The following is a 22675-nucleotide window of genomic DNA, read 5'->3' as shown; positions in this document are numbered from 1 at the left end:
TCCTTACATGGAAATGGGGGATGTCCGGACGTCAGAGCGTCGAAGGACGGGAATCTACCGGATTATAGGGGACATCAAGCGGCGGTGTTTCGACAAGCCCGCGCCGCACGATGTCGGTGAGATCTTCGATCATCCAGTCGAACAGAATCTGACCTCGCTCGAGACTGGAAATACTCGGCCTACCCGTGACACCGTTGCGGCTGGTACGGTTCACAGGATGGATAAAGACCGACGACGTGGTACGATCGGGATCATCGGCCATGCTGAAGAGTTCCGGACGCACGAGCGCGCTGGAGATCGCCTGCATGAGGGACGTCTCTGCTTCATTCGCATGCCAGTCCTCCGCATCGGCGCAGAACGCATCGCGCACACGCGTCGTCATCGTCGCGGTATTGACGATCGCGAGCATCAGGTCATTGTGTCGTGCTCGCAGGCGTTCGACCGCACAACGCAATGGCGCCGCATTGGTCACATGGGCATTTACAATAAACATTCGAAGGACCCCAGCCGAATGGGCCCAGTCCACGATCTGCTCGACAAGATCCATGAGGGTCTCTGGCAAAAGCGAGATCGTCCCCGGCCACTGGCGGCTATGTCCAAGCGAGCATCCGTAAGGAAGGACCGGAAGCATTGGCACGCCCGTCGCGGCAGACACCGCCGCGCACAGTTCCTCTGCGATCACGAAGTCCGTTCCGCAACCTAGATGCGGACCATGCTGTTCGGTAGCTCCCACCGGCAGTATGGCTGCCTCCATATTCCCGAGTACTTCGTCAATTTCGACAGACGTGGCGTTAGCCCAACGCATCGGTTTCATCCCCAACTCAAGGGTCGGCCTGCATCCTCGACCGATGCGAGCGCGCGGGCCATGTAGCGATAGAACAACCAGAGCGGTTCTTCATAACTTGAGAGGCGTCCCATATGCGGTTGCGTCGCACCAGACGCGTTCTGGACTTTTCGGCAGATATCCCAGTCCTCCGCCAGCACGTGCTCCATCCGCTTGACGCGGGCCTCGATGAGTGCGGCAGCGTCTTCGCTTTCGACTACACGCCTCGGAACCATGACGTGTGCGAAGACCTGCGAGCGACCCGGTGCAAGCGGGAGGGTCTGGAGAAGCGTGCCGCCCTCCGGTCTGGCCGTAAAGTGACCGTTGGGAAAGATCGTGGCGATCCTGGCATCGCCGGTAATTGCCCGCATCGGGCTACTCTCGTCCACTGGCCGGTCAGCAGCACTGCTGACGGTCAGCACATAGTCTTCGGAGCCCAGTTCTGTCCGAGACTTCTCGGCTGGGAACATTTTTCCAAGAGAATGCGCATGCGTTCCAAGATGGTGGTAGCATTCCATCGAGTTTTCAAGAAGGATTTTCCAATCGTATTCGACAACTCCGAAATCGACGGTCTTCGCCACGATAAAATCATCAATACCGCAATCAGTAAGCTCATCCGCCAAGGGCAGTAGACGCGGCGCCAAGGGGGCCGCGTCACCGGACAGATTGACGAAGACGAATCCGTTCCAGATCTCATGCGCGATGGGCCGCAACCCATGACGCCCACGATCGAAATCATCAAGTTCACGCATTAGAGGTGCAGCACGACACTCGCCCGCGAGGTCGAAGCTCCACGCATGGTAGGGACAGACCAGAACCTTCCTGCTACCCGCTCCCGACACCAACTCGGCGCCCCGGTGGGGACAGAGGCGGGAAAAGACATGAAACGCTCCATGCGCATCCCGCGTCATAATGAGTAGGTCGCCGACCAGGTCGATAGTTCTGTAGCTATTCGGCTCCGCCAATTGATCCTCTCGCCCAATCAAGACCCAGCCGCGACGGAACATATATTCGGCTTCAAGCGAAAAGAGGTCTGCAGAGCGATAACTCCTGGTTGGAATGGTGACCGCATGAGATCGCGGCGCCGCCGCTGCCTCGCGCAATCGACGAAGCAATTCATCGAGCTCAGTCATGACATTGCACCCGCCGGTCACTCCGGGGCGGCCATATTACATTCAATAATGTAAAGGTCTGATAGCTTGAACCTGTCCGCATGTTGCCCCATCCGATTTCTGCATCGCCTCAAGCGTAAAATGCTTGTGCATGATTGAGGTAATGACCTTTTGTCAGCGAGATGTGATGACCGATCACGAGTGCCGGCCAGCCTCGCATTTCGGAATAGAAAGACATCTCACACGGACATGTATGTACCGCCCGCAGACGACCTATGGGAACGTGTCAATATCCGACCCGGTCCCAATGCAGCGGCGGACTGCCACTGCATCGTTTGTCGTTCAATGAACCTGCGATCGAACTTCTCTAGGGAGTGTGCCTCCGCGCGCCTTGGCAAAGGTCGCCGGCATGATGGGCACCGCACGGTTTCCCCAGCTGCCGCGTATATAGTTGATTATCAAACCCATCTGTTCGTCAGTCAGACTGCTCCGGAAGCTTGGCATGCCTCCCCTGCCGTCCATTACAGTGCGGGCCACCGCCAGAGGATCGCCGACTACAAACGTGTTTCTGGCCAATGCTGGGAAAGCACCCACGATGCCGTTTCCGCCTGTCTGATGGCACGCCGAGCAATTTTGCGCGTAGAGCACAGCGCCCTCCTGATCCACCGGACCCGCGGCAATCGCGGCTACCGGAAGAAGGAGTATGCAGAGTGGCAGGACAGCAGCGCAGCGGCTACGCCTCGAATATCTCCGGATCGGCATATCAGAGGCTGTCGCTGGATGCGCGCTTGTGCAACGCGTCGATCTGCATCCAGGCGCTCTCGATAGCACCTGCCTGCCAGCCCCCGAGATAGCTGAGATGTTCGCCGGCAAGATAAATGCGGCGATCCGGCTGCAGAAGCTTGGGGTAATCACGGACGCGCGCTTCGTCGGACCATTCCGCCCAGCCACCCAAGCTATAGGGAACAAGATGCCACGCGACAGAGATCGCGGTCTCAAAACTGCTGCGATAGTCATGAAATATCTTCTCTCCGAAGGCGAGTGCCATTTCGGTACGTTGATCCGGCGCCAGGGCGCTAATCTTCGCGGCATTGCCACCTCCCTGATAATAGCCGAGCAGGATACCCTTCTGACTGAACCAGCCGTGCGAAGGCATCGAGATGAGGCTGATATCATCGTCGTCGGTGTAGACGTGGCCGCCATAAAGCCAGTCCTTTTCTTCCCAGAAACGTGACTTCATTTGGAGGCCAATCTTGCCAACGGGGTGGTAGGATGCACCGTTCATCGCGGCAGCGAAGGGCTCGGCAAAGCCATGATCGATCGTCTTGAGAACCGATAGCGGGATCGTGCAGACACACCAGTCTGCTGCGAGCATACTGCGCGCGCCAGTTGGGTCTATGAGGCTGACCTCGACCCCCTTGTCGGATTGTCGGATCTTCTCGACGCGTGTTTCGTAATGGATCTGCCCCGGCAACCGATCCACAAATGCTTTCGCAAGAGCATCCATGCCGCCGACAGGCTGGAACATCGTTCGCGGTGAATCCCAGTCCGGCACGGACGATAATGTTTTCCAGGCGTTCGAGTGCAGGATATCCAGCAGCCCATAGGGCGTCGACGGCGCGCCAGGATGCAAGCCTGCTCCGGGCTTAACGCGCCACCCTCGGCCGCTGGTTCCCGCATAATCGCGATCCACACCCGTCAAATAGCCTTCCGCTTCGAGATAGGCGAGAAAGAGTTCCTTGTCCGCTGCGTCGAAGGTCCGATCGAGCGACCCCGCCTGCACAACCTTCGCAAGAATCTCCGCGCTGCGTCCGCGGATATCCGCCTCGATTTCCATCTTGCGCACCGGACGGGACGCCAGCCGCCCCTTGCCGCGTGTGGAATAGATGTAACTGGCATCGTTATCATTGTTGACGAGCTCGACGGGTATGCCAAATGTTTTGATATAATGGAGCGTCGAGCGATGGTGATACGGAATCCGCCACGGGCCGTGATTGAAATACAGACCCTCGTCGAAGCGGCATCTTTGTGTAATGCCGCCCAACTCCGTCAACGCGAAACCGCGACGTGCTGTCTGGCAGCGGCCGCCCGCTATCGAGCGGGCTTCGACAATGCTGACCTGATAACCGGCCCGCTGCAATTCATAGGCCGCGGTGAGTCCTGCGAGACCAGCACCGAGAACCACGATTTTTTTTCCTCTGCCGCCATCCCGTAGAGGTGGGGGTATCGTGGCGGCCGATGCCATACCCATTCCCAGTGCCTCTAGTCCGGTCATCAACAAGCTGGTCCCGCCGATAGATGCAAGTGCCTCGAGAAAATGCCTTCGGGTTATCATTGATCGAAACATCTTTCCTTCTTGCGCGTTGCGCCTGGCCACTTGCCGCGCGGTCGTGGCGCCGCCTAAATGTTACCCTAAGTAACCGATCGCGTCTGCGCCCATGTGGAGCGATGCGTGGGAGCCCCGACACCATCCCCAAATACATCAAAGCTTCGCCGAGAGTGACATGCCGATCGTACGAGGCGTAATGAGCGTCAGCGCAAATGGACCCGCTGCCTGGATGGCATCTGCTCCAACATACCCTCGTTCATCACCGATATTTTTTGCAAAGACGGTGAGGCTGAAGCGCGAAAAATCGGCACCCATCCGTAAATCTACGGTCGTAAAAGAGGGAAGCGTAAGACGTGGTAGATCAGAAGTGGCGACGAAACTGGTATGCCGAGCACCAGTATAGGCAACGGATGCCGAGACGTACGGCTTGACGCCGGAACTCAGCGACCAGCGATAGGTGAAGGTTCCTGTCGCCGACCATTTCGCGACATAGGGAAGCGGGTCGCCCTTCAGAGTGTAGATAGCGGCGCCTGCGGTACTATTCTGAGCTATCTCCGCATCTGTATATGCCGTGGATCCGGCGATGGTGAGACCGGCAAGAGGACGGTAGAGGAAATCTACCTGCCCACCTTTGATATTGGCCTTACCTTGATTACTGTAGTAAGAGAACCCGGTCGTCGGGTCGGTCATGGAAGCCTGGATATTGCGCCAATCGATATAATAGGCAGAGAAGTTCGCCGTAAGATGGGCCCGCGGTATTTCGGATTTTAGACCCACTTCATAATTTCTCGTCTTGTCGGCGCCAAATTGTGCTTGGATCCCGGGCGGAGGCGACGTATTGGGACCACCAGCCCGGTAACCTGTCGATACGCGCCCATAAAGCATCATGCCACGATCAAGATGGAACCGCGGACTCACCGAGAATGTGAAGGGAGATCCCCTAGAGGAACCAGGCAACACGGCCCCTCCCAGCATGCCGGTATCGGTTTCGACAAACTTCTGCTCGTTGTGACTGATGCGACCGCCTGCCTGGATGTCGAACATACGACTGAACCGATAGGTCAGATTCACGAACGCAGCATATTCGGCATAAGTCTGGGGGATCGTCGCGACGAGCGCCGGATCCAGCGGAACAGCATTACCCGAGACGGCGTCCACCGGCACAACGCCTTGAGTCAGCTTTGTGCTTTCATAGGTGTAGAAAAGACCGGCGATATAGCTGATTGAATGATTTCCATTCGACGCCAGGCGAAGTTCCTGACTTATCTTTCTGACACGCGAACGTTCAGCGAATCGTACACCTACATTGCTACCTTCGTAGAGAAGCGGGATAAAGTACCCGAATTGCTGCGTATAATCCTGCGGAGCGAAAAAATCTGTATGCGTGTAACCAGTGAGTGAAGACAGAGTCGCAAAGCCAAAATCCTGGTCGAGTGCCAAATTATAGAATTGAACTTCCGAATGATAACCGTCTGTGCCCGGCAGCCGCCGGTGCTGATAGGGGCCAGTAAGCGGATCGAGATCAACGTCAGTATCGACGCGCGCGGTCGCATTACTCTCGTTTCCTTGGTAAAGCGCGCCAGCATGGAGCTTCAGACGATCGGTCAGGTGGGCGACCAGCGAGATCCGGCCACCATAAGCCCTACTATCATTGACATTGGTACGCCCCTGCGACGGATCATCGATGAAGCCGGCCTCCCGCCGATAGAAGCCACTTACGCGTATCGCCGCAACATTCTTGATAACGGGAAGCTCATATCCGGTTCGGAAAGAGAAGCCGGCATCTCCGTGGGCAACAGCGCTTCCATCCAGCTCGACATGCCCGCTGCTTTGAGTGAGACTTGGGCTTCTGGTCACATATTTTATCAAGCCGCCCATACTGCTTGCGCCATAGAGCGTCCCCTGGGGCCCTTGCAAGACTTCGATACTGGCAAGATCCGCCGGGTCCAGATCGGGGTGCAAATCGTTACCGAGACCGAGATAGGTGCTCGCGCCGAAGGGCACGTCATCAATCGTAAAGCCCACGAGCGGATTGCCGCTGGTACTGCTCACGCCTCTAATGGAAATGATCGAGCGGCCGGGAGCCCCCTGTTCCAGGGACACACCGGGCACCTGAAGAAGATAGTCCTTGAATGTTGTTCTGTTGCTAGAGATCAATTGCTCTGGGCTCAGGACAGCAATCGTCAAGGGCACATCCTGGATGCGCTCATTTCGTTTTTGAGCAGTAACCATAATCTGGGTGTCGGGTGCGGGTGCCATGGCGCCGGCTGCCAAAATACCCGAACCTTCGGAAATGGCGGGACGATGACCACGCCGATGCATCCGCACTGGTGCGGAGTTACCGGCGGATGAGGCGCCCGACGCTTCGACGATCTTCCTTAGATGGGCGCGCTTCTGCACCTGCGCTGGAGTAGAGACGCCGGGGGACAAGGAGTGCGAAGCTTCTGCGAATGCTGGCACGACAACACTGCCGACCAGTAATAGCGCCGTCGCACGACCCGCCTTCTTGAAGGTATGCGCCATATCTGCCCCTGTTGTTGACGAAGTCCGAACACTTGACGCCGGCACTTCGCTCTGACACATAAAATCGCTCCGTGTCCCGACGCACGACGCGCTGGCGCTTCCGTGGAACCTTGTTCGATATCGGAATGATCTTCTGCCCCAAGATTTAGCGCTGACCGGCGAGGGCCGGTAATGATGAAACGTCAGGGCCGTGTGACAGAAAATCACACGCTTCCGCTTTCTCTTCTCCGATATAGCATCATTTGGCGCTTTCGCGCGGCTACCACACCGGTACGGCCGCAGTAATCCAGATCGGAAGGAGATGACGTGATCAGATGGGTATGGGCTTGCGGATTTCTGGCCATGGTGAGTGCCGCCCAGGCGGAAGCTCCAGCATACCGTGCATTCAGCCCTAAAGATCTGTTCGATCTTCAGGCTGCAAGCGGTCCTGAGATCAGTCCCGACGGGCTACAGGTCGCTTATGTCCGCACGACATTCGACCTGCTTAGCGACAAGGGTCAGCGTTCGATATGGTTGGTGGATGTTGCGTCGGGTGAGACGCGCCCGATTGGTACCGGCGGAGAAGACGGCAATCCACGTTGGTCGCCCGATGGCTCTCGCCTCGCTTTCGTCGCCCCCGACGCCAACGGTCATCCACAAATCGAGATTTTCTGGTTAGCGAACGGCGCAAGACGGGCAATTACTAATGTCGCGGAAGCCCCCTCGGATATCGCCTGGTCCCCCGACGGCCGACAGATCGTCTTCTCAATGCTGGTTCCGCGCGCACCCGAACAAATCGGAACCCCGCTTTCGTCGCCTGAGGGTGCGAAATGGGCCGCACCGATGCGCATCATCACGGACGTCCAATATCTTCAAGACGGTAGTGGCTATGTGAAGCCTGGGCATCGTCACCTCTTCAGTGTTCCGGCCGATGGCGGCGCGGCCCGGCAGCTCACTGATGGAGACTTTGACGACCAGGGGCCAGTAAGCTTCACGCCCGATGGGAAGAGCCTGGTGTTCAGTTCTGCCCGCAAGAAGGATCGCGGGCTCAATCCCAGCGATACCGATATCTATCGCCTGTGGCCGGCAACAGGAGACCTTCACCAGCTCACCAACCGGGTCGGTCCCGACGACACGCCGGTCATTTCTCCGGATGGACGTGCGATTGCTTGGGCGGGATATGACGAGAAGCTCAGGAGCTATGAAAACTACCGGCTTTATGTGATGGACCTCGGCGCAGGCGCGCCGCGTCTTTTGAGCAGCGCTCTCGACCGGTCGACCGACCAACCACACTGGACGCCGGACGGGAAAGCGCTGCTCGTGACTGAGACCGATCATGGGGTAACGAAAGTGGTAAGGATCGGTCTGGATGAACAGGTTTCCATTCTGGCGTCTGGCCTCGCCAGCACCCAGATGGATCGCCCTTACAGCCAGGACGGACCGTATCCCGAACCCCGCTTCAGCATCGCGCGCACCGGTCAGATCGCGACGACTCAGGGAAACCCTGCATCGCCTCCCGATGTGGCCATCGTGGAGAAGGGTGAGCGCCCGCGCCTCCTGACCCACTTGAACCCAGATCTCCAGACGTCGATCCGTCTAGGCGATGTCCAGCATCTGGCCGTCACATCAGCTTATGACAAAAGATCGATCGATGCCTGGATGGTGACTCCGCCGAATTATGACCCCAAGCACAAATATCCTACGATATTGGAAATTCATGGCGGTCCAGCTGCAAGCTATGGCCCTTATTTCGGGTCCGAAGATCAGCTTTATGCCGCAGCGGGCTATATCGTTCTCTACGCGAACCCCAGAGGATCATCCTCCTACGGGATGGATTTCGCGATGAAGATCGATAAGAATTTCCCAAGCCACGACTATGATGACCTGATGAGCGTTATCGACACGGCGATCGCCAGCGGGCATGTTGATCCGAACAATCTCTTCGTGACCGGAGGATCGGGCGGTGGCGTGCTCACTAGTTGGATTGTCGGCAAGACCCGTCGATTTCGTGCTGCCGTAGCTCAAAAGCCAGGGATCAATTGGTCGAGCGAACTCCTTTTGACGGATGGCTATGGGCTGATGACCCAGTTGTTCGCGAGAAAGATGCCCTGGGACGACCCCCAGACACTATGGAATCAGTCGCCGCTTTCGCTTGTCGGCCATGTGACGACCCCGACCATGCTCATGGTTGGTGAAGAGGACCACCGTACGCCGCCGAGCGAAGCCGAACAATATTACGCAGCGTTGCAACTGCGCGGTGTTCCCACTGCGTTGGCGCTTGTCCCAGGCGCGGGCCATGACAGCCTGGCCGCACGCCCGTCCCAACAAGCGGCAGAGGTATCGGCAATCCTGGCGTGGTTTAATCGGTACCGGACGGATAGACCGGCGGGAACGGGTGTCTCCCACGCTGCGACAACGGATACAACTCTCGAACCTCTAACGAAGTCCGGCATGCCGGGTGCCCACGAGGGGAAACAAATGTGAAACGAACGAAACTATTCGTCGTTCCATGCGCCGTTGGTCTCGCATCTGCCCCGTCGATGGCCCAGATCGTCATATCCTGCTTTTTGCGCCTCTAACCGCTGACGATTCAACAGGTCACTTTGCCCCACAAGAATATCAGGGTTTCCGATCGTAGGGCGGCCAGATATTCCTGAGTGGCGCTCACCCGATGCTGATGAAATGTCACTGCCGAATGCCCGGCGAGCGAGGGCATGTTAGTGCGGCTCGTTTACCTCGTCGTTAGCCACCTGAAAGGACGTCTTGATGTTCGCCGGCTTATCGCATGCGCCCGAGGACCCAATCCTGGGGATGAGTACTCTCTTCGCTAGCGACCGCGACAAGGGAAAGATCGACCTCGGGATCGGCGTCTACAAGGATGAAGATGGTTCAGTTGCCGTCCTTCCATCGGTCAAGTCTGCTGAGCGATGGTTGCTGGAGACTCAGCAAACCAAGACCTATCTCTCCTCGGGCGGGAATAGCGGCTTCACCCGCACCATTCAGAGCCTGATATTGGGCGGGCAACGAATGGCGGAGCGGAGCAGGACAATCCAGACACCAGGCGGAAGTGGGGCGCTTCGTCTCGCGGCCGATTTCCTGAGGCGCTTGAGGCCGAATGCCCGGGTTTTCCTGCCCGATCCGACTTGGGCCAATCATGTGCCCATCTTCTCAGATGCTGGTGTCCCCGTCGTCCGTTTCCCTTACTATGACGAGCAGCATGCCAAAATTCGCTTCGACGCGATGATGGACGCCTTGCGGGAGATGCGCCGCGGGGACCTGTTGTTACTCCATGGCTGCTGCCATAATCCGACCGGCGCCGATCTTGATTCAGCGCAATGGGGCGCTATCCGCGATCTTCTTGCGAGGAGCGGTGCCACCCCGTTCATCGACCTCGCCTATCTCGGATTCGCCGAGGGGCTTGAAGAGGATGCCGCTCCGGTACGGGCGCTCGCCCATGGTCTGCCCGAACTCCTGATTGCCAGTTCCTGCTCAAAGAACTTTGGCCTTTACCGCGAGCGTGTCGGTGCGCTTACGATCGTCGCCACCAATGGCCCAGATGCTGATAATACCCTCGGCCATCTGCTCTGCATCGCACGATCGAACTGGTCGATGCCGCCCGATCATGGCGCATCAATCGTCGCACATATTTTGTCGACCAAGGGGTTGGACTTGCAATGGCAAGCAGAACTTGCCACGATGCGTCGACGCGTGAACCACATGCGGTCCACGCTATCCGATCATCTGACCGACATGGGTTATCCGCGTTTCGCGTTTATTGCGCGCCAGCGCGGCATGTTCGCGATGCTCGGCTTCTCCCGGGAACAGGTCGAGCGCCTTCGGTCAGAAAGCCATATTCATATTACAGGATCCGGGCGTTTCAATGTCGCGGGTCTGACCGACGCAAATGTAGAGCGGGTCGCAGCCGCTATCGCAATCGCATTTTGAATCACAAAATTGTCGATTTATAAATAATCAGGATTATTCAAAATGACTTTTGGATAGTCATCCAGACTTCATCGATATTTCCCCCAAATCTTGGCTGCGCGGCCAATCTTTGTCTCTCGCACAGTCCGCCGCAATGGTCACTTTGAGGCGCGGGGACGAATCGCCGTCTGATGAGCGTAAGACCAAGGTGAAAGATCAGATACGCGCGTCAGATCAGAATATTCGCGGCAATCTTTCCGTGCAACCGACCGGCCTGGAATTCCGATAGCGCAGTCGGTAGCTCGGCGAACGCCACGGCATGAACCGGAGGCAGCATCAATGTGCCGCATACGACATCGCCCATCAATGACGCGCCTGCCCGCCGCCATTCCAGCCAGTCCGCATGCGTCGCTTGCTGATGGATGGCATTCAGCGCCACCTCATGCAGCGACAACGCCGTCGTGAAGGGAGGGCAAGGTGGCGAATCCAGCCGATCCTGTATACAAACCAGGTGGCCATTATACCCGACCATTGGCGCGAGGCTCCGGGCATGATCGCCGCTGACGGTGTCGAACACCGCATGCAGCCGTCGGGGACCGAGAGTTTCCTGCAATTGCCTCTGCCATCCCGTCGCCCGATAGTCGAACACACCCGCAACACCCAGCGCCAGCAGCCGCTCATGATGACGGGGCGACGCCGTGACCCAGACGCGCCAGTTCCGGCGTAATGCAAACTGCGTCAGGATCAGCGCCACTGTGCCGCCCGCGCCGGTGACCAGCACATCCTGCCCGCCGCCGTTCCGCTCCGGCGCGGGCACTTTGGAGATCGCCTGCCATGCGGTCAGGCCCGGGCAAGGCAGGCTGGCCGCGATGTCATCCGTGACCTCGTCCGGCACCGGAATTGCGCAGCCCGCGGTCAGGATTGTATAGGCCGCAAAACTGCCGTCGCGTGTCAGATCCTGATGATAGGCCACACGCATGCCAATCGGCAGATGGACGCCAGCGCCAACCGCCGCGATCCGTCCAACACCATCGACGCCCGGGACATGACCGGGCTGCCAGGCCGGATGCCCGGTCGCGATCATTTTCCAGTCCACCGGATTGAAAGCGCTGACCGCATTGGTAACGACGACCTCACCCGCCGCCGGCGCGCGCCACGGCCTGGCCACGCGCTGCAAAAGCATGGGCGATCCTGGCCGGTCCCATGCCCAGGCGTCATAGAGTCCGGGCGTTTCGATCGCTGTCATGAGCGTCCGCCCTCACTCATTGGGGCGTCGACGCGCAGACGCAGCACGTAGTACGGCGGAGCACTCTCATCCACGCCATGATTCAGGGTGGCCAACCGGTGGATCTGGTTGGCGGTCACATAGAGCCAGCGCCCTTCTACATCCAGTTCGACACCGTCCGGCCAGCCCAGCCGGTCCGGATCCTGCACGAGCATTGCATAACCATCCGGCGACGCACGGCCGACGGCGTGGTTTTCGATGTCCGTGATGTAGATATTGCCGGCGGCATCCACATCGAAGCCGTCGCAATGAGGCTTGTCGCACCAGTGATGCAATGCGGCGCCGAGGACGGCATCATCCATCTCATCGGCCAAAACCGCCGTCTCGATCCGATATACGCTTGTCCCGGAGAGCGCGCCGACATAGACCCAGCGCCCGACCGGATCGAGGGCGATCGGATTGAAGCCATGGCGAAACTCCGCCAGCGTACCGTCCTCCAACCGCCTCGCCAGGGGTTTGCCATTGATTACAACCGGCTGGTCGCCAGGCATCAGTGCGGGATGGGATTCCAGCATGCGTCGGGACAGACCCGTGTCCAGGTCGACGACGATGATGGCGGGAAAATCGCTGACACCAGCGGCGTTCATGGTCATGTCGGCGATGTAAATGCGGCGCCGTCGCCAATCGATGACGAAATCCTGCGCAAAGGAACTGGGCCGCAACACATTCTGCGGCAATACGATCACCTTGTGCAGGCGATCCGCGCGATCGTCCCATGCCACCAGCTTCGGCTGGTGGTCGGCATCACCCATGTCGAGCATCCAGATCCGGTCCTCCCGATCGGCGCGAATGCCGATGACGCCCGCCATGCCGCGGCCATCGGGGCGCGGACGGCCAGCCCAGACCGCATCGGGATAGGGGCGATGCGACCCGTCCGGCCGGATGGCGCGCACCGCGTATTCGGGCTGCCCGATCGCGGACATCGAGACCAGCACCCGGCCATCGCGCATCACCGTCGGATTACCCGGCCGCTCGTCATGAAAGACGGCCAGCGTCTCCAGGGCGTCACGCGGAAGCAGCGCATTCATGGAATTTCCTCCACGAAGCTTTCCGGCGTGCCGCTCTCTGGATCGACGAAGATGATGTCCTTCGGGTCACGACGGGGGGTATCGACCGAGACCATGAACATAGGATGTTCGAGGATTTCGGGCATGCCGTGGATCGTGTTCTTCTTGAAGAACAGCATGCCACCCGGCCCGACTTCGAAGGGCGTCCGATCCCCCATGAAGAACCGCGCGCGGCCGGACAGCACGATCAGATACTCGTCACAGGTTGCATGGTAATGCGCGGGAGTCGGTTTATAGACCCGGAACACCCGCGAACTCGCCTCGTCCTCGTCGGTCAGGCGATGATCGAGCAGCAGCGTTTCGGCATGATCCGGAAATGATTTCACGATGGCATCGAGATCGAATACGGCGTGGGGCGCCGCTTCCACCAGTTTTCGACGATTCCCTGTCTCGGTCATTCCGGCCTCCCCTCATATCGACGTCACAGCCGCAACGTCTTCCAGGCAAAGCCGATAGCGCCATAAGGGAATGACGCGAATACGCTCGTCAGGCACAAGATTTTGGAAAAAAAGGAACAGACACCTCAGCACGTCGACGGAAAGCCGCCGGATGACCATCGAGACGCACTGGCACAGAGCGCGACAGACCTGTGAATGAGAGGCACAGGAGTTGTGCCGACGCATGTCCTGTCCTCGTTTTCGGGCGCCCGGCAGACTATCCGACCACTTGCAGAGGAAACGCCACATGGCCGGCATCACACGCAGCATCGAGATCGACCGACCCGCCGGCACGGTCTGGGACCTGATCGGCAATTTTGACAGCCTGCCGCTCTGGCTGGACCAGATCGCAACCAGCGTGCTGGAGGAGGACGGCCGGGTCCGGCGACTGACCACAACGAGCGGCGCCGTTATCATCGAACGTCTGCTCCACTTCGACGACGCGGCACAGAGCGTCACCTACGCCCATGTCGAGGCCCCGGACCCCGTCCGCGATTATGTGGCCACCATGACGGTCAACGCTCTCGGTCCCGACCGTGCGAGAGCCACCTGGCACAGTACATTCATCCCGGTCGGTATCAGCGAGGAACAGGCCATTGCCCTGTTCGCCACGATCTACGAAGGCGGATTATCAGCCTTGAAAACCAGGCTGGAAGCAGCCTGACACCCTTGCGTGGCCTCCTGGAGAAAGGCCTGCAACCGTGGTACCACGAAATCGAGGAACAGGCGGATACGCTGCGGCACACGCTGCCCGCCGAGATAGAGCGAGTGGATATCCTCGGTCTCCCCGTGCCCGGCCTCGGGCAGCACCTCGACCAGCCGACCGGCCCGGATATCGCTGCTGACATGAAAATCGGCCAGACGGGCCAGTCCGACGCCCGCGAGCGCCATGCGACAGACGCTCTCCCCGTTATTGGCCAGCAGCGTGCCGCTTACGGCCCGGTCCACGATCCGCCCCCCTTCGCGCAAGGGCCAGACAGGGGCCGCGCGGCGGAAATTGAACCCCAGACAATTATGGCCTTCCAGGTCCTCGATCGTTTGCGGGGTACCGTGACGTTTCAGATAGTCCGGGGACGCCACGATCATCCGCCGCGCACTGCCCAGCTTGCGCGCGACCAGTCCGGAATCAGGCAGAGGACCGACGCGGAACGCAATATCGGTGCGGTCCAGATAGAGATCGACGATTTCATCCGACAGCGACAGGTCGATGATAATCTTCGGATAGGCCTGCCAGAATGCGGGCAGCAATGGCTCAATCCCCAGCACGCCGAAGGCAACCGAGGCATTGATCCGCACCGTGCCGCCGGCGTTATGCGCACCATGGGCCAGTTCGGCCTCAATCGCATCCAGCTCCGTGAGCAGTGATACGCTGCGTTCATAATAGAGGCGGCCTTCATCCGTCAGGGACAGGCGCCGCGTGGACCGCTCGACCAGCCGCACACCCAGCCGCTCCTCCATCCGGGCAATCCCCTTGCTGACGGTGGACGGCGTCATCTGCATCTGCCGTGCCGCCTCGGAAAAGCTGCCGGCCTCAACGACGCGCGCAAACACCATCATCTCACCCGCCCTGTTATCCATGCCACCTGATCCTGTTCGTGAATTCCAGTCACAGATGATGTGCATCGGGAATAAATTATCAAGGGGGATCGTTCCGGCCATAGTGCATCCCGGTATCGCAACGGGACATTGGGACCATGGCCATGACTTCCCCTTCAGCACTGGACAGGATCCGCATTCCCGGTCGGCTGACGCTCGGGATCGAACTGCCGCTGGATAATGACTGGTCGCCCGACGGCGAAGCCCGCCGCATCGCCGATAGTCGCCCGCGTGGCGTGCCTGATCTGCGGCATTATCCGGACCTCGTCCGCCAGATCGACCGCAGCGGTTTCGCCGCGATCTGGATGCGTGATGTGCCGGTGTTCGACAGTGTCCGTATGGGCGACGCCGGGTCGGTTTATGACGTGTTCACCAATCTCGGCTTTCTGGCAGGGATCACGACAAACGTGGCGCTGGGCACGGCTGCCGTCGTGCTGCCGATCCGTCACCCGATGATGATCGCCAAGGCTGCGGCCAGTGCCGACGCTCTGTCCAGCGGACGGCTGATCCTGGGCGTGGCCTCGGGCGACCGGCCCGTGGAGTATCCGCTGCTGGGCCTCGATTTCGAACGGCGGGGCGACGCATTCCGTGAAGCCGTCGCCTATATGCGCGCGGCGTGGACGGATGGCGGCCTGCCGGTCGGGCCGGGCCGCCGCGACCCGGCGCTGGACCTGCTCCCCCGTCCGGCTCAGGCGACGATTCCGCTGATCGCGGCCGGTCGGGCGCAGCAGAGCGAGGCCTGGCTGGGGGCGAACATGGACGGACAGTTCGTCTATCCGGGCGATCTGGCACGGATGGCCAGGGATGCCGGGCAATGGCGCGCGGTCAGCAGCCCCGGCGCCCCCTTCGTCAGCGCCTTCCATCTCGACCTGTCCGACAGGCCTGATGAGGCGCCGACACCATTCCGCTTTGGCGGGCGGATGGGCCGCAACGTGTTCCTCGCGCACCTGGCCGCGCTGGAACGGATCGGCGTGGACCATCTGGCGGTGCTGCTCCGCCGGTCCCGTCGTCCGGTAGCCGAGGTGGTGGATGAACTGGCCCGCGAGGTGCTGCCCGCGCTCCGCACGCGGCAATCCGCGATGGAACCGGCCTGATGCCCGATCAATTTCCCAAAGGATCTCAATCGATGAAGACTTTGTTCGAACCGTTCATGATGGGCGGCCATATGTTGCGCAACCGGATTGCGATGGCGCCGATGACGCGCGCGCGCAACCCTGACGGTGTGCCCAATGCGCTGAACGCACTTTATTACAGCCAGCGCGCGGCGGCCGGCCTGCTGATCACCGAGGGCACGCCCATTTCGGACACCGCCGAGGGCTTCCTCTCCATCCCCGGCCTGTATCGCGCGGACCAGGTCGCAGGCTGGCGCAAGGTCACCGATGCCGTGCATGACGCGGGCAGCGTGATCTTCACCCAGCTCTGGCATGTGGGGCGCGTCAGCCATGTTTCGAACCAGCCGGGCGGCGTAGCCCCTGTCAGTTCGACCGCGCGGATCGCCCGCAACAGCCAGGCCTGGGGGCTGACGGAAAACGGCACGCCGGGCGCGGTGGACGTCTCGAAACCCCGCGCACTCTCGACCGACGAAGTGCGCGGCGTGATCGCGGATTTCGCGCAAGCCGCCGCCAATGCCGTCGCGGCCGGGTTCGATGGTGTCGAACTGCACGGCGCGAACGGCTATCTGATCGAACAGTTCCTGAACCCGACCGTCAATGACCGCACCGACGCCTATCGCGGCGACACGCTGGAAGGGCGCACCCGCTTCGTGCTGGAGGCGATCGATGCGGTGATCGCGCGCATCGGCGCGGAAAAGACCGCCATCCGGCTCTCTCCTTACGGGGGCCTGTTCGATATGCAGCCCTATCCCGAAATCGAGGACACCTATCTGTTCCTCGCCGACGCATTCAGCAAGCGCGGTCTCGCCTATGTCCACCTGATGGATCAGAAGTCGCGCGGCAGTGTGGCGATCCCGCCCGACTTCTTCGGCAGGTTCCGCGCGCGCTACAACGGGGTTCTGATCCTGGCCGGGGGCATGACCCGCGATCGCGCCGAAAGACTGATCGACGAAGGGCTGATCGACATCGCGGCTTTCGGTGAGCCGTTCATCGCCAATCCCGATCTGGTCGAACGTCTGGAAAACAACTGGCCGCTCGCTCCGGCCGACCGCGCCCTCCACTATGGCGGCGGCGCGCACGGCTACACCGATTACCCCACCCATTCCGAAGAAAGCATTGTGGCATGAAGATTTTTGTTACAGGCGCCAGCGGCTATATCGGCGGCTCTGTCGCCGCCCTGCTGGCCAGCAAGGGTCATGCGGTGCGCGGCCTCATCCGTTCTCCCGCCAAGGCGGAAAGCGTTCGCGCCAAGGGGATCGAGCCGGTCATCGGCACGCTGGACGACGCGGCGTTGCTGCGTGCCGAGGCGGCAGCCGCCGACGCCGTCATCAACGCGGCCGACAGCGATCACCAAGGCGCAGTGGAAGCCCTGCTGGCCGGTCTTGCCGGCACGGGCAAGCCTTTCATCCATACCAGCGGCACCAGTCTGGTGGGCGATGAAGCCATGGGCGAACCGTCCGAGGCCATCTTCACCGAGGAAACACCCGTCAAGCCCGAGCCGGACAAGAAGCATCGCGTCGCACTCAATCGGCTGATCATGGAGGCGGCACCTGGCGTGCGCACCATCGTATTGTGCAACAGTCTGATCTACGGGGACACACTTGGCGCACCCGCGCAGAGCGTGCAGATTCCGCCTCTCGTGGCACAGGCGCAGGAAAGTGGCATTGCCCGCTATATCGGCCGGGGCCTCAATATCTGGTCGAACGTCCACATCGCCGACATGGCCGATCTCTACTTGCTGGCGCTGGAAAAGGCTCCGGCCGGCAGCTTCTATTATGTCGAGAACGGCGAAGCCGCGTTCGGCGACCTGGTGCGCGCCATTGCAAAGGCTCTTGGCCTTGGCGAAGCTCAGAGCTGGCCGGCAGAGGAGGCCATCGCCCGCTGGGGACGCGAACTGGCCGTCTTCGCGCTGGGTTCCAACAGTCGCGTCCGTGCGGGCAAGGCACGAAGTGAACTGGGCTGGGCTCCCACCCACACTTCCGTCCTTGAGTGGGTGAAAACGGGACTGAACCAGCAAGGCCAGATCTGACTGTCCGGTTGGCACTGGGCAATGGGCAGGCAGGTCGGCACCATATGGACACATGGTGCCGACCTGCCTGCTGCGATAGGAAGACAGGAAACAGCCACGCGATGTCTGGACAGACGATGACAACAGATCTGACAAACTGGGTCGGTGTGCCCAGACCTACCCGCCATGTCATGGAGGGGCGCTATACGCGACTGGAGCCGCTCGATCCGGCGTGTCATGAGGCCGATCTGCTGCGCTCGGCGCAGGAACCGGGGGCCGATGACCGGTTCCGCTACCTGTTCGAGACGACACCCGCTGACGCCGCGAGCTTCCATGCCTGGATCGAGAAGGCGGCAACATCCGAGGATCCCCTGTTCTTCGCCGTGATCGACAAGGCGACCGGCCGCGCCGAGGGACGCCAGGCCCTGATGCGGATCGATTCAGCGCATGGCGTCATCGAGATCGGCAGCATTCTGTGGGGGCCGGCGATCGCACGCACCCGCGTCACCACGGAGGCGCTGTACCTGTTCGCATCCTATGTCTTCGACACGCTCGGCTATCGCCGGTTCGAGTGGAAGTGCAACGATCTGAACGGACCATCCAAACGAGCAGCCGAACGGTTCGGCTTCCGGTTTGAAGGAATCTTTCGGAACCATATGGTGGCCAAGGGTCAGAATCGTGACACGGCCTGGTTCGCAATGACCGATACCGACTGGCCGGATATCAAAGCCGCACTTGAGGCGTGGCTCAAGCCAGGGAATTTCGATCCTGCCGGACAACAGATCGCAAAGCTGGCCGCAGTCAGGACATAAGTGCGAGCCGGACGACAAGTTTTCACAATGGATGGCGCCGACCAGGGACGTAAAGAATGGCTCCCCACGATCAGCCAGCACATTCGGCCGTCACAATGTCATTTTCGGAAACAGGCCGGCGACCCAGTCGATGAACACACGCACCCGTGGCGATAGCTGCCGGTTACGCGGGTAGAGCAGCGAGACTGGCGTCGGCGACGGAGGAAAATCGGGGAGAACGGATATCAATGTGCCGCGCGCCAGGTCCTGTGCGACATGGTAGCGCGGCACCTGGATCAATCCGAACCCTAACCTGGCGGCAGCCACGAAACTTTCCGCGCCATTCACCGCCACCGGGCTCGGCAATGTGACCATGCGCAGACTGCCGCCAACCATGAATTCCAGCGGCAGCAGCCCGCCGGTCGCCGACGACCGAAACCCGACCATGCGATGCCCGTCCAGCGCATCGATATCCTGAGGTAAGCCGAACCGCTCGACATAGGACGGGGCCGCACAAGTCACTTCCTCCAGCATCGTCACCCGTCGCGCCACCATGTCGCTGTCCTGCAAATCGCCGACGCGCAGCACGCAATCGATCCCCTCGCGGATCAGATCCACCAGCCGGTCGCCTTCGCTGATGGTCAGTTCGATCTCGGGATAGGTCGCCAGGAAGTCCGGCAGGCGTGGCAGCACGAAATGGCGGGCCAGCGTGCCATGCACATCGACCCGCAACATGCCGCGCGGCTTCGCGCCGCCGAAGCCGGCCTCGGCATCCTCCAGGTCGGCAATGAGCGCAAGACAGCGACGATGATAGGCCTCGCCATCCAGCGTCGGACTCACATGCCGCGTGGTGCGTTGCAGCAGCCGGACGCCCAGCCGCGCTTCAAGCTGCTTGACCGCGTCCGTCACCGTCGAGCGCGGGAGCCCGAGGTCGCCCGCTGCGAGCGTGAAGCTCCGCCGCTCCACCACCCGCGTGAACACCCGCATGGCATCAAATCGGTCCATCAGATTGTTCGTATTATCCGGTTTATGATGCCGGATTATGCATGATTATCCGCATCAAGAAAAGGTTCATGGTCCTTCTATCCCCAGCGGATCGCCCAAACAGGAGACCAACCATGACCCAGAACACCCACAAAGTCGCCCTTGTCACCGGCGCGTCGCGCGGCATCGGCGCTGCCATCGCCGAGCGTCTGGCGCGGGATGGCTTCACCGTCATCATCAATTATTCCGGCAACGCCGCCCCGGCCGAAGCCCTGGCGCGCAGGATCGAGGAACAGGGCGGCCGCGCGATCACCGCCCAGGCCGATGTCAGCGATGCCCAGGCCGTGCGCGGCATGTTCGATGCGGCGGAGACCGCGTTCGGCGGCGTCGATGTGCTGGTCAACAACGCCGGCATCATGACGCTCTCGCCCATCGCCGACACCGATGACGCCACCTTCGACCGCCAGGTCGCGGTCAACCTCAAGGGCACGTTCAACACGCTGCGCGAGGCGGCGAAACGTCTGCACGACGGCGGGCGGATCATCAATTTCTCGTCCAGCGTCACGGGGCTCCTGCAACCGGGTTACGGCGTCTATGCCGCCACCAAGGCCGCCGTCGAGGCCCTGACCTCCATCCTGACCAAGGAACTGCGGGGCCGCGCCATCACCGTCAATGCGGTGGCCCCCGGCCCGACCGCGACCGACCTGTTCCTGAACGGAAAGTCGCCGGAACTCATCGACCGTCTGTCGAAGCTGGCGCCGCTGGAGCGCCTGGGCCAGCCCGAGGATATCGCCGCCAGCGTCGCCTTCCTCGCCGGGCCCGACGGCGCGTGGATCAACGGCCAGACGCTGCGTGCCAATGGCGGCGTCATCTGAACCAGCCCCCGGCGTCCGGTGCGATGCCGGACGCCTCCTCTTCCATGAAGGACTGCGTGTCATGAAACAGATCATCGTCATCACCGGGGCCTCCAGCGGCTTCGGCGCGCTCGCGGCCCGTGCCCTCGCTCATGCCGGGCATACCGTCTACGCTTCCATGCGCGAGACCACCGGGCGCAATGCGCCGCAGGTCGCCGAGGTTGCACGCTATGCCGCCGAACACGGCGTGGATTTGCGGAGCGTCGAACTCGATGTCGCGAACAGCGAGTCCGTCGACGCGGGGATCGCGCGGATCATCGCCGAGGCCGGACGCTTGGACGTCGTCATCCACAATGCCGGGCACATGTCGTTCGGTCCGGCGGAAGCCTTTACGCCGGAACAATTCGCCCAGCTTTACGACATCAACGTGCTCAGCACCCAGCGCGTCAATCGCGCGGCACTGCCTTACCTGCGCAAGCAGGGACGCGGGCTTGTGGTCTGGGTATCCTCGAGCAGCGCACGCGGCGGCACGCCGCCCTATCTCTCGCCCTATTTCGCGGCGAAGGCGGCGATGGACTCGCTCGCGGTCAGCTATGCCGGGGAGCTGGCACGGTGGGGTATCGAGACCTCGATTGTCGTGCCGGGCGCGTTTACGAAGGGCACCAACCATTTCGCCCATTCCGGCGCACCCGCCGACACGGCGCGCGCGGCCGAATATGACGAAGGCCCCTATGCCGGCCTGGCGGAGCAATCGCTGAAGGGACTTGCCTCTCTGGAACCGGTGGACGCGGATGTCGGCACCGTGGCCGAGGCGATCGTCCGTGTCGTCGATCTGCCATTCGGCAGACGCCCGTTCCGCGTCCACATCGATCCGTCGCAGGACGGCTGTGAGATCGTCAACGGCGTCGCCGATCGGGTGCGGGCCGAGATGTTCCGACGGATCGGACTGGAAGACCTGCTTTCGCCGAAGATCTGATCTTTCTGCCCTCTCGCAATATCGATCCGTATTGAGTGCCTCGCTGCGGATCGACATCCGGTAACCGTCGGGTATCCGTTTATACCCTTCGACTGTTGTGGTGATAAGCGTTCGTGGCAGGAAACAGGCGGTTCAGCTGCCTACTCCCTCCGGTTAACAGAGGTGCGCCCTTCCTTCAGATGGGCTTGAGCCTAGAATAAGCTATCACCCAGTGCTGCCATTCCGCCAATTTTTCGCTGCTGCTGACCGACACCGTTGCCGGGTTAACCCGGCAACGGTGTCGGAGCAGATCCATGATATGCCCCATCGGACGTGCGCCCAGTGAGCGCCGAGTGCGGGCGCCGCGCACTATAATGACCAATCCATTTTGCCAACCAGGTCGGGAACTCCGAACCGGTCTCGAAAGCGACGAGATGCACGGATTCCTATTTCGATGACCGCCAGAGGCGTTCGATGAAGACATTGTCCGGCCATCGACCGCACCCATCCATGCTGATGCGGATCTACCCACGCACGGGTCCCCTATGTTGGAAGATCTGCTTGGTCTGATCCCTTCTGGCCAGGCAACCGTCTAATCGGCATAATGCTGATAAGTCCACGGGGATGTGGGCGGTCCATCAGAATCGTGACTCCCAATCACAAGCCAGATTTTCGCCCGGCCTTCCTCCGCAACTCGGCCTACATTTCGGCGCCATCTATCCACAATGCCGCGCCGGCTTCTCTTACTGGCGAATGGAGAACGGCCGGCACTGGATACTGGATACGGCTTCGATGAGAATCGAAAACGAAACCGATGCGTTCACGGAACACGAAATCTCACAATCCTCCGAAGGAGCCGCCCTCAATATTCTACATTCCGCAACGTCAGACATCTC

Annotated in this window: 19 protein-coding genes and 1 pseudogene; 9 read left to right on the top strand and 11 right to left on the bottom strand. The window is 60.7% G+C overall.

Annotation, left to right across the window (positions count from 1 at the left end; all coding sequences use genetic code 11):
• Positions 1 to 31: 31 nt before the first annotated feature.
• The 5 genes from HLH36_RS15420 to HLH36_RS15400 form a co-directional block, all read right to left on the bottom strand.
• Positions 32 to 814 carry a creatininase family protein gene (locus HLH36_RS15420; protein WP_220792876.1) on the bottom strand — a complete coding sequence of 261 codons (783 nt, stop codon included), beginning with the start codon at positions 812 to 814 and terminating at the stop codon, positions 32 to 34.
• Positions 811 to 1956, bottom strand: coding sequence for an aromatic ring-hydroxylating oxygenase subunit alpha (locus HLH36_RS15415; protein ID WP_182987223.1), 1146 nt, complete (start codon positions 1954 to 1956; stop codon positions 811 to 813). The genes HLH36_RS15420 and HLH36_RS15415 overlap by 4 nt, the downstream gene beginning before the upstream one ends.
• Before the next feature lie 321 nt (positions 1957 to 2277).
• A complete protein-coding gene (locus tag HLH36_RS20285; protein WP_408871905.1) occupies positions 2278 to 2697 on the bottom strand; it encodes a c-type cytochrome in 420 nt (139 codons plus the stop codon).
• Position 2698: 1 nt separating this feature from the next.
• Positions 2699 to 4210: a flavin monoamine oxidase family protein gene (locus HLH36_RS15405; protein ID WP_182987221.1), complete on the bottom strand. Its 1512-nt coding sequence runs from the start codon at positions 4208 to 4210 to the stop codon at positions 2699 to 2701.
• A 207-nt stretch (positions 4211 to 4417) separates the two neighbouring features.
• Positions 4418 to 6787: a TonB-dependent receptor gene (locus HLH36_RS15400; RefSeq protein WP_182987220.1), complete on the bottom strand. Its 2370-nt coding sequence runs from the start codon at positions 6785 to 6787 to the stop codon at positions 4418 to 4420.
• A gap of 342 nt (positions 6788 to 7129) precedes the next feature.
• On the opposite strand from HLH36_RS15400, the gene HLH36_RS15395 reads away from it, so the two are divergent.
• Entirely contained in the window at positions 7130 to 9250 is a 2121-nt protein-coding gene (locus HLH36_RS15395) for a S9 family peptidase (protein WP_182987219.1), read from the top strand.
• 282 nt (positions 9251 to 9532) lie between these two features.
• On the top strand, positions 9533 to 10711 hold the full coding sequence (locus HLH36_RS15390; RefSeq protein WP_182987218.1) for an amino acid aminotransferase: 1179 nt from the start codon (positions 9533 to 9535) through the stop codon (positions 10709 to 10711).
• Between the two features lie 208 nt (positions 10712 to 10919).
• On the opposite strand, the gene HLH36_RS15385 is transcribed toward HLH36_RS15390, so the two are convergent.
• The 3 genes from HLH36_RS15385 to HLH36_RS15375 all read right to left on the bottom strand — a co-directional run bounded on the left by HLH36_RS15385 (position 10920) and on the right by HLH36_RS15375 (position 13440).
• A complete protein-coding gene (locus tag HLH36_RS15385) occupies positions 10920 to 11936 on the bottom strand; it encodes a zinc-binding dehydrogenase (RefSeq protein ID WP_182987217.1) in 1017 nt (338 codons plus the stop codon).
• On the bottom strand, positions 11933 to 12925 hold the full coding sequence (locus tag HLH36_RS15380) for a major royal jelly family protein (RefSeq protein WP_246376930.1): 993 nt from the start codon (positions 12923 to 12925) through the stop codon (positions 11933 to 11935). The genes HLH36_RS15385 and HLH36_RS15380 overlap by 4 nt, the downstream gene beginning before the upstream one ends.
• A 74-nt stretch (positions 12926 to 12999) precedes the next feature.
• Positions 13000 to 13440, bottom strand: a complete 441-nt coding sequence (locus HLH36_RS15375; RefSeq protein ID WP_182987215.1) for a cupin domain-containing protein — start codon at positions 13438 to 13440, stop codon at positions 13000 to 13002.
• A 286-nt stretch (positions 13441 to 13726) separates the two neighbouring features.
• On the opposite strand from HLH36_RS15375, the gene HLH36_RS15370 reads away from it, so the two are divergent.
• On the top strand, positions 13727 to 14143 hold the full coding sequence (locus HLH36_RS15370) for an SRPBCC family protein (RefSeq protein WP_182987214.1): 417 nt from the start codon (positions 13727 to 13729) through the stop codon (positions 14141 to 14143).
• Here HLH36_RS15370 and HLH36_RS15365 read toward each other — a convergent pair.
• Entirely contained in the window at positions 14095 to 15057 is a 963-nt protein-coding gene (locus HLH36_RS15365) for a LysR family transcriptional regulator (RefSeq protein WP_182987213.1), read from the bottom strand. The genes HLH36_RS15370 and HLH36_RS15365 overlap by 49 nt on opposite strands.
• A 122-nt stretch (positions 15058 to 15179) precedes the next feature.
• Between HLH36_RS15365 and HLH36_RS15360 the strand changes: the two genes are divergently transcribed.
• The 4 genes from HLH36_RS15360 (at position 15180) to HLH36_RS15345 (ending at position 19007) form a co-directional block, all read left to right on the top strand.
• Positions 15180 to 16169: a TIGR03571 family LLM class oxidoreductase gene (locus tag HLH36_RS15360; RefSeq protein WP_246376918.1), complete on the top strand. Its 990-nt coding sequence runs from the start codon at positions 15180 to 15182 to the stop codon at positions 16167 to 16169.
• 32 nt (positions 16170 to 16201) lie between these two features.
• Positions 16202 to 17314 (top strand): alkene reductase, encoded by a 1113-nt coding sequence (locus tag HLH36_RS15355; RefSeq protein WP_182987211.1) that lies wholly within the window; start codon positions 16202 to 16204, stop codon positions 17312 to 17314.
• Entirely contained in the window at positions 17311 to 18216 is a 906-nt protein-coding gene (locus HLH36_RS15350) for an NAD-dependent epimerase/dehydratase family protein (protein ID WP_182987210.1), read from the top strand. The genes HLH36_RS15355 and HLH36_RS15350 overlap by 4 nt, the downstream gene beginning before the upstream one ends.
• Before the next feature lie 116 nt (positions 18217 to 18332).
• Positions 18333 to 19007: a GNAT family N-acetyltransferase gene (locus tag HLH36_RS15345; protein WP_246376917.1), complete on the top strand. Its 675-nt coding sequence runs from the start codon at positions 18333 to 18335 to the stop codon at positions 19005 to 19007.
• 90 nt (positions 19008 to 19097) lie between these two features.
• Here HLH36_RS15345 and HLH36_RS15340 read toward each other — a convergent pair whose 3' ends face one another.
• Positions 19098 to 19991: a LysR family transcriptional regulator gene (locus HLH36_RS15340; RefSeq protein WP_182987208.1), complete on the bottom strand. Its 894-nt coding sequence runs from the start codon at positions 19989 to 19991 to the stop codon at positions 19098 to 19100.
• Positions 19992 to 20104: 113 nt separating this feature from the next.
• Here HLH36_RS15340 and HLH36_RS15335 point away from each other — a divergent pair, with 113 nt between their 5' ends.
• A complete protein-coding gene (locus HLH36_RS15335; protein ID WP_182987207.1) occupies positions 20105 to 20845 on the top strand; it encodes an SDR family oxidoreductase in 741 nt (246 codons plus the stop codon).
• 61 nt (positions 20846 to 20906) lie between these two features.
• Positions 20907 to 21800 carry an SDR family oxidoreductase gene (locus HLH36_RS15330; RefSeq protein WP_182987206.1) on the top strand — a complete coding sequence of 298 codons (894 nt, stop codon included), beginning with the start codon at positions 20907 to 20909 and terminating at the stop codon, positions 21798 to 21800.
• Positions 21801 to 22063: 263 nt separating this feature from the next.
• On the opposite strand, the pseudogene HLH36_RS15325 reads toward HLH36_RS15330, so the two are convergent.
• A pseudogene (locus HLH36_RS15325) lies at positions 22064 to 22303 on the bottom strand (integrase core domain-containing protein); the annotation flags it as partial.
• Positions 22304 to 22675 lie beyond the last annotated feature (372 nt).

This window comes from Gluconacetobacter aggeris (genome assembly GCF_014174395.1).
Classification (GTDB): Bacteria; Pseudomonadota; Alphaproteobacteria; order Acetobacterales; family Acetobacteraceae; genus Gluconacetobacter; species Gluconacetobacter aggeris.
The sequence above is the reverse complement of the archived record's forward strand: the minus strand, read 5'-3'. Positions and strand labels throughout refer to the sequence as shown.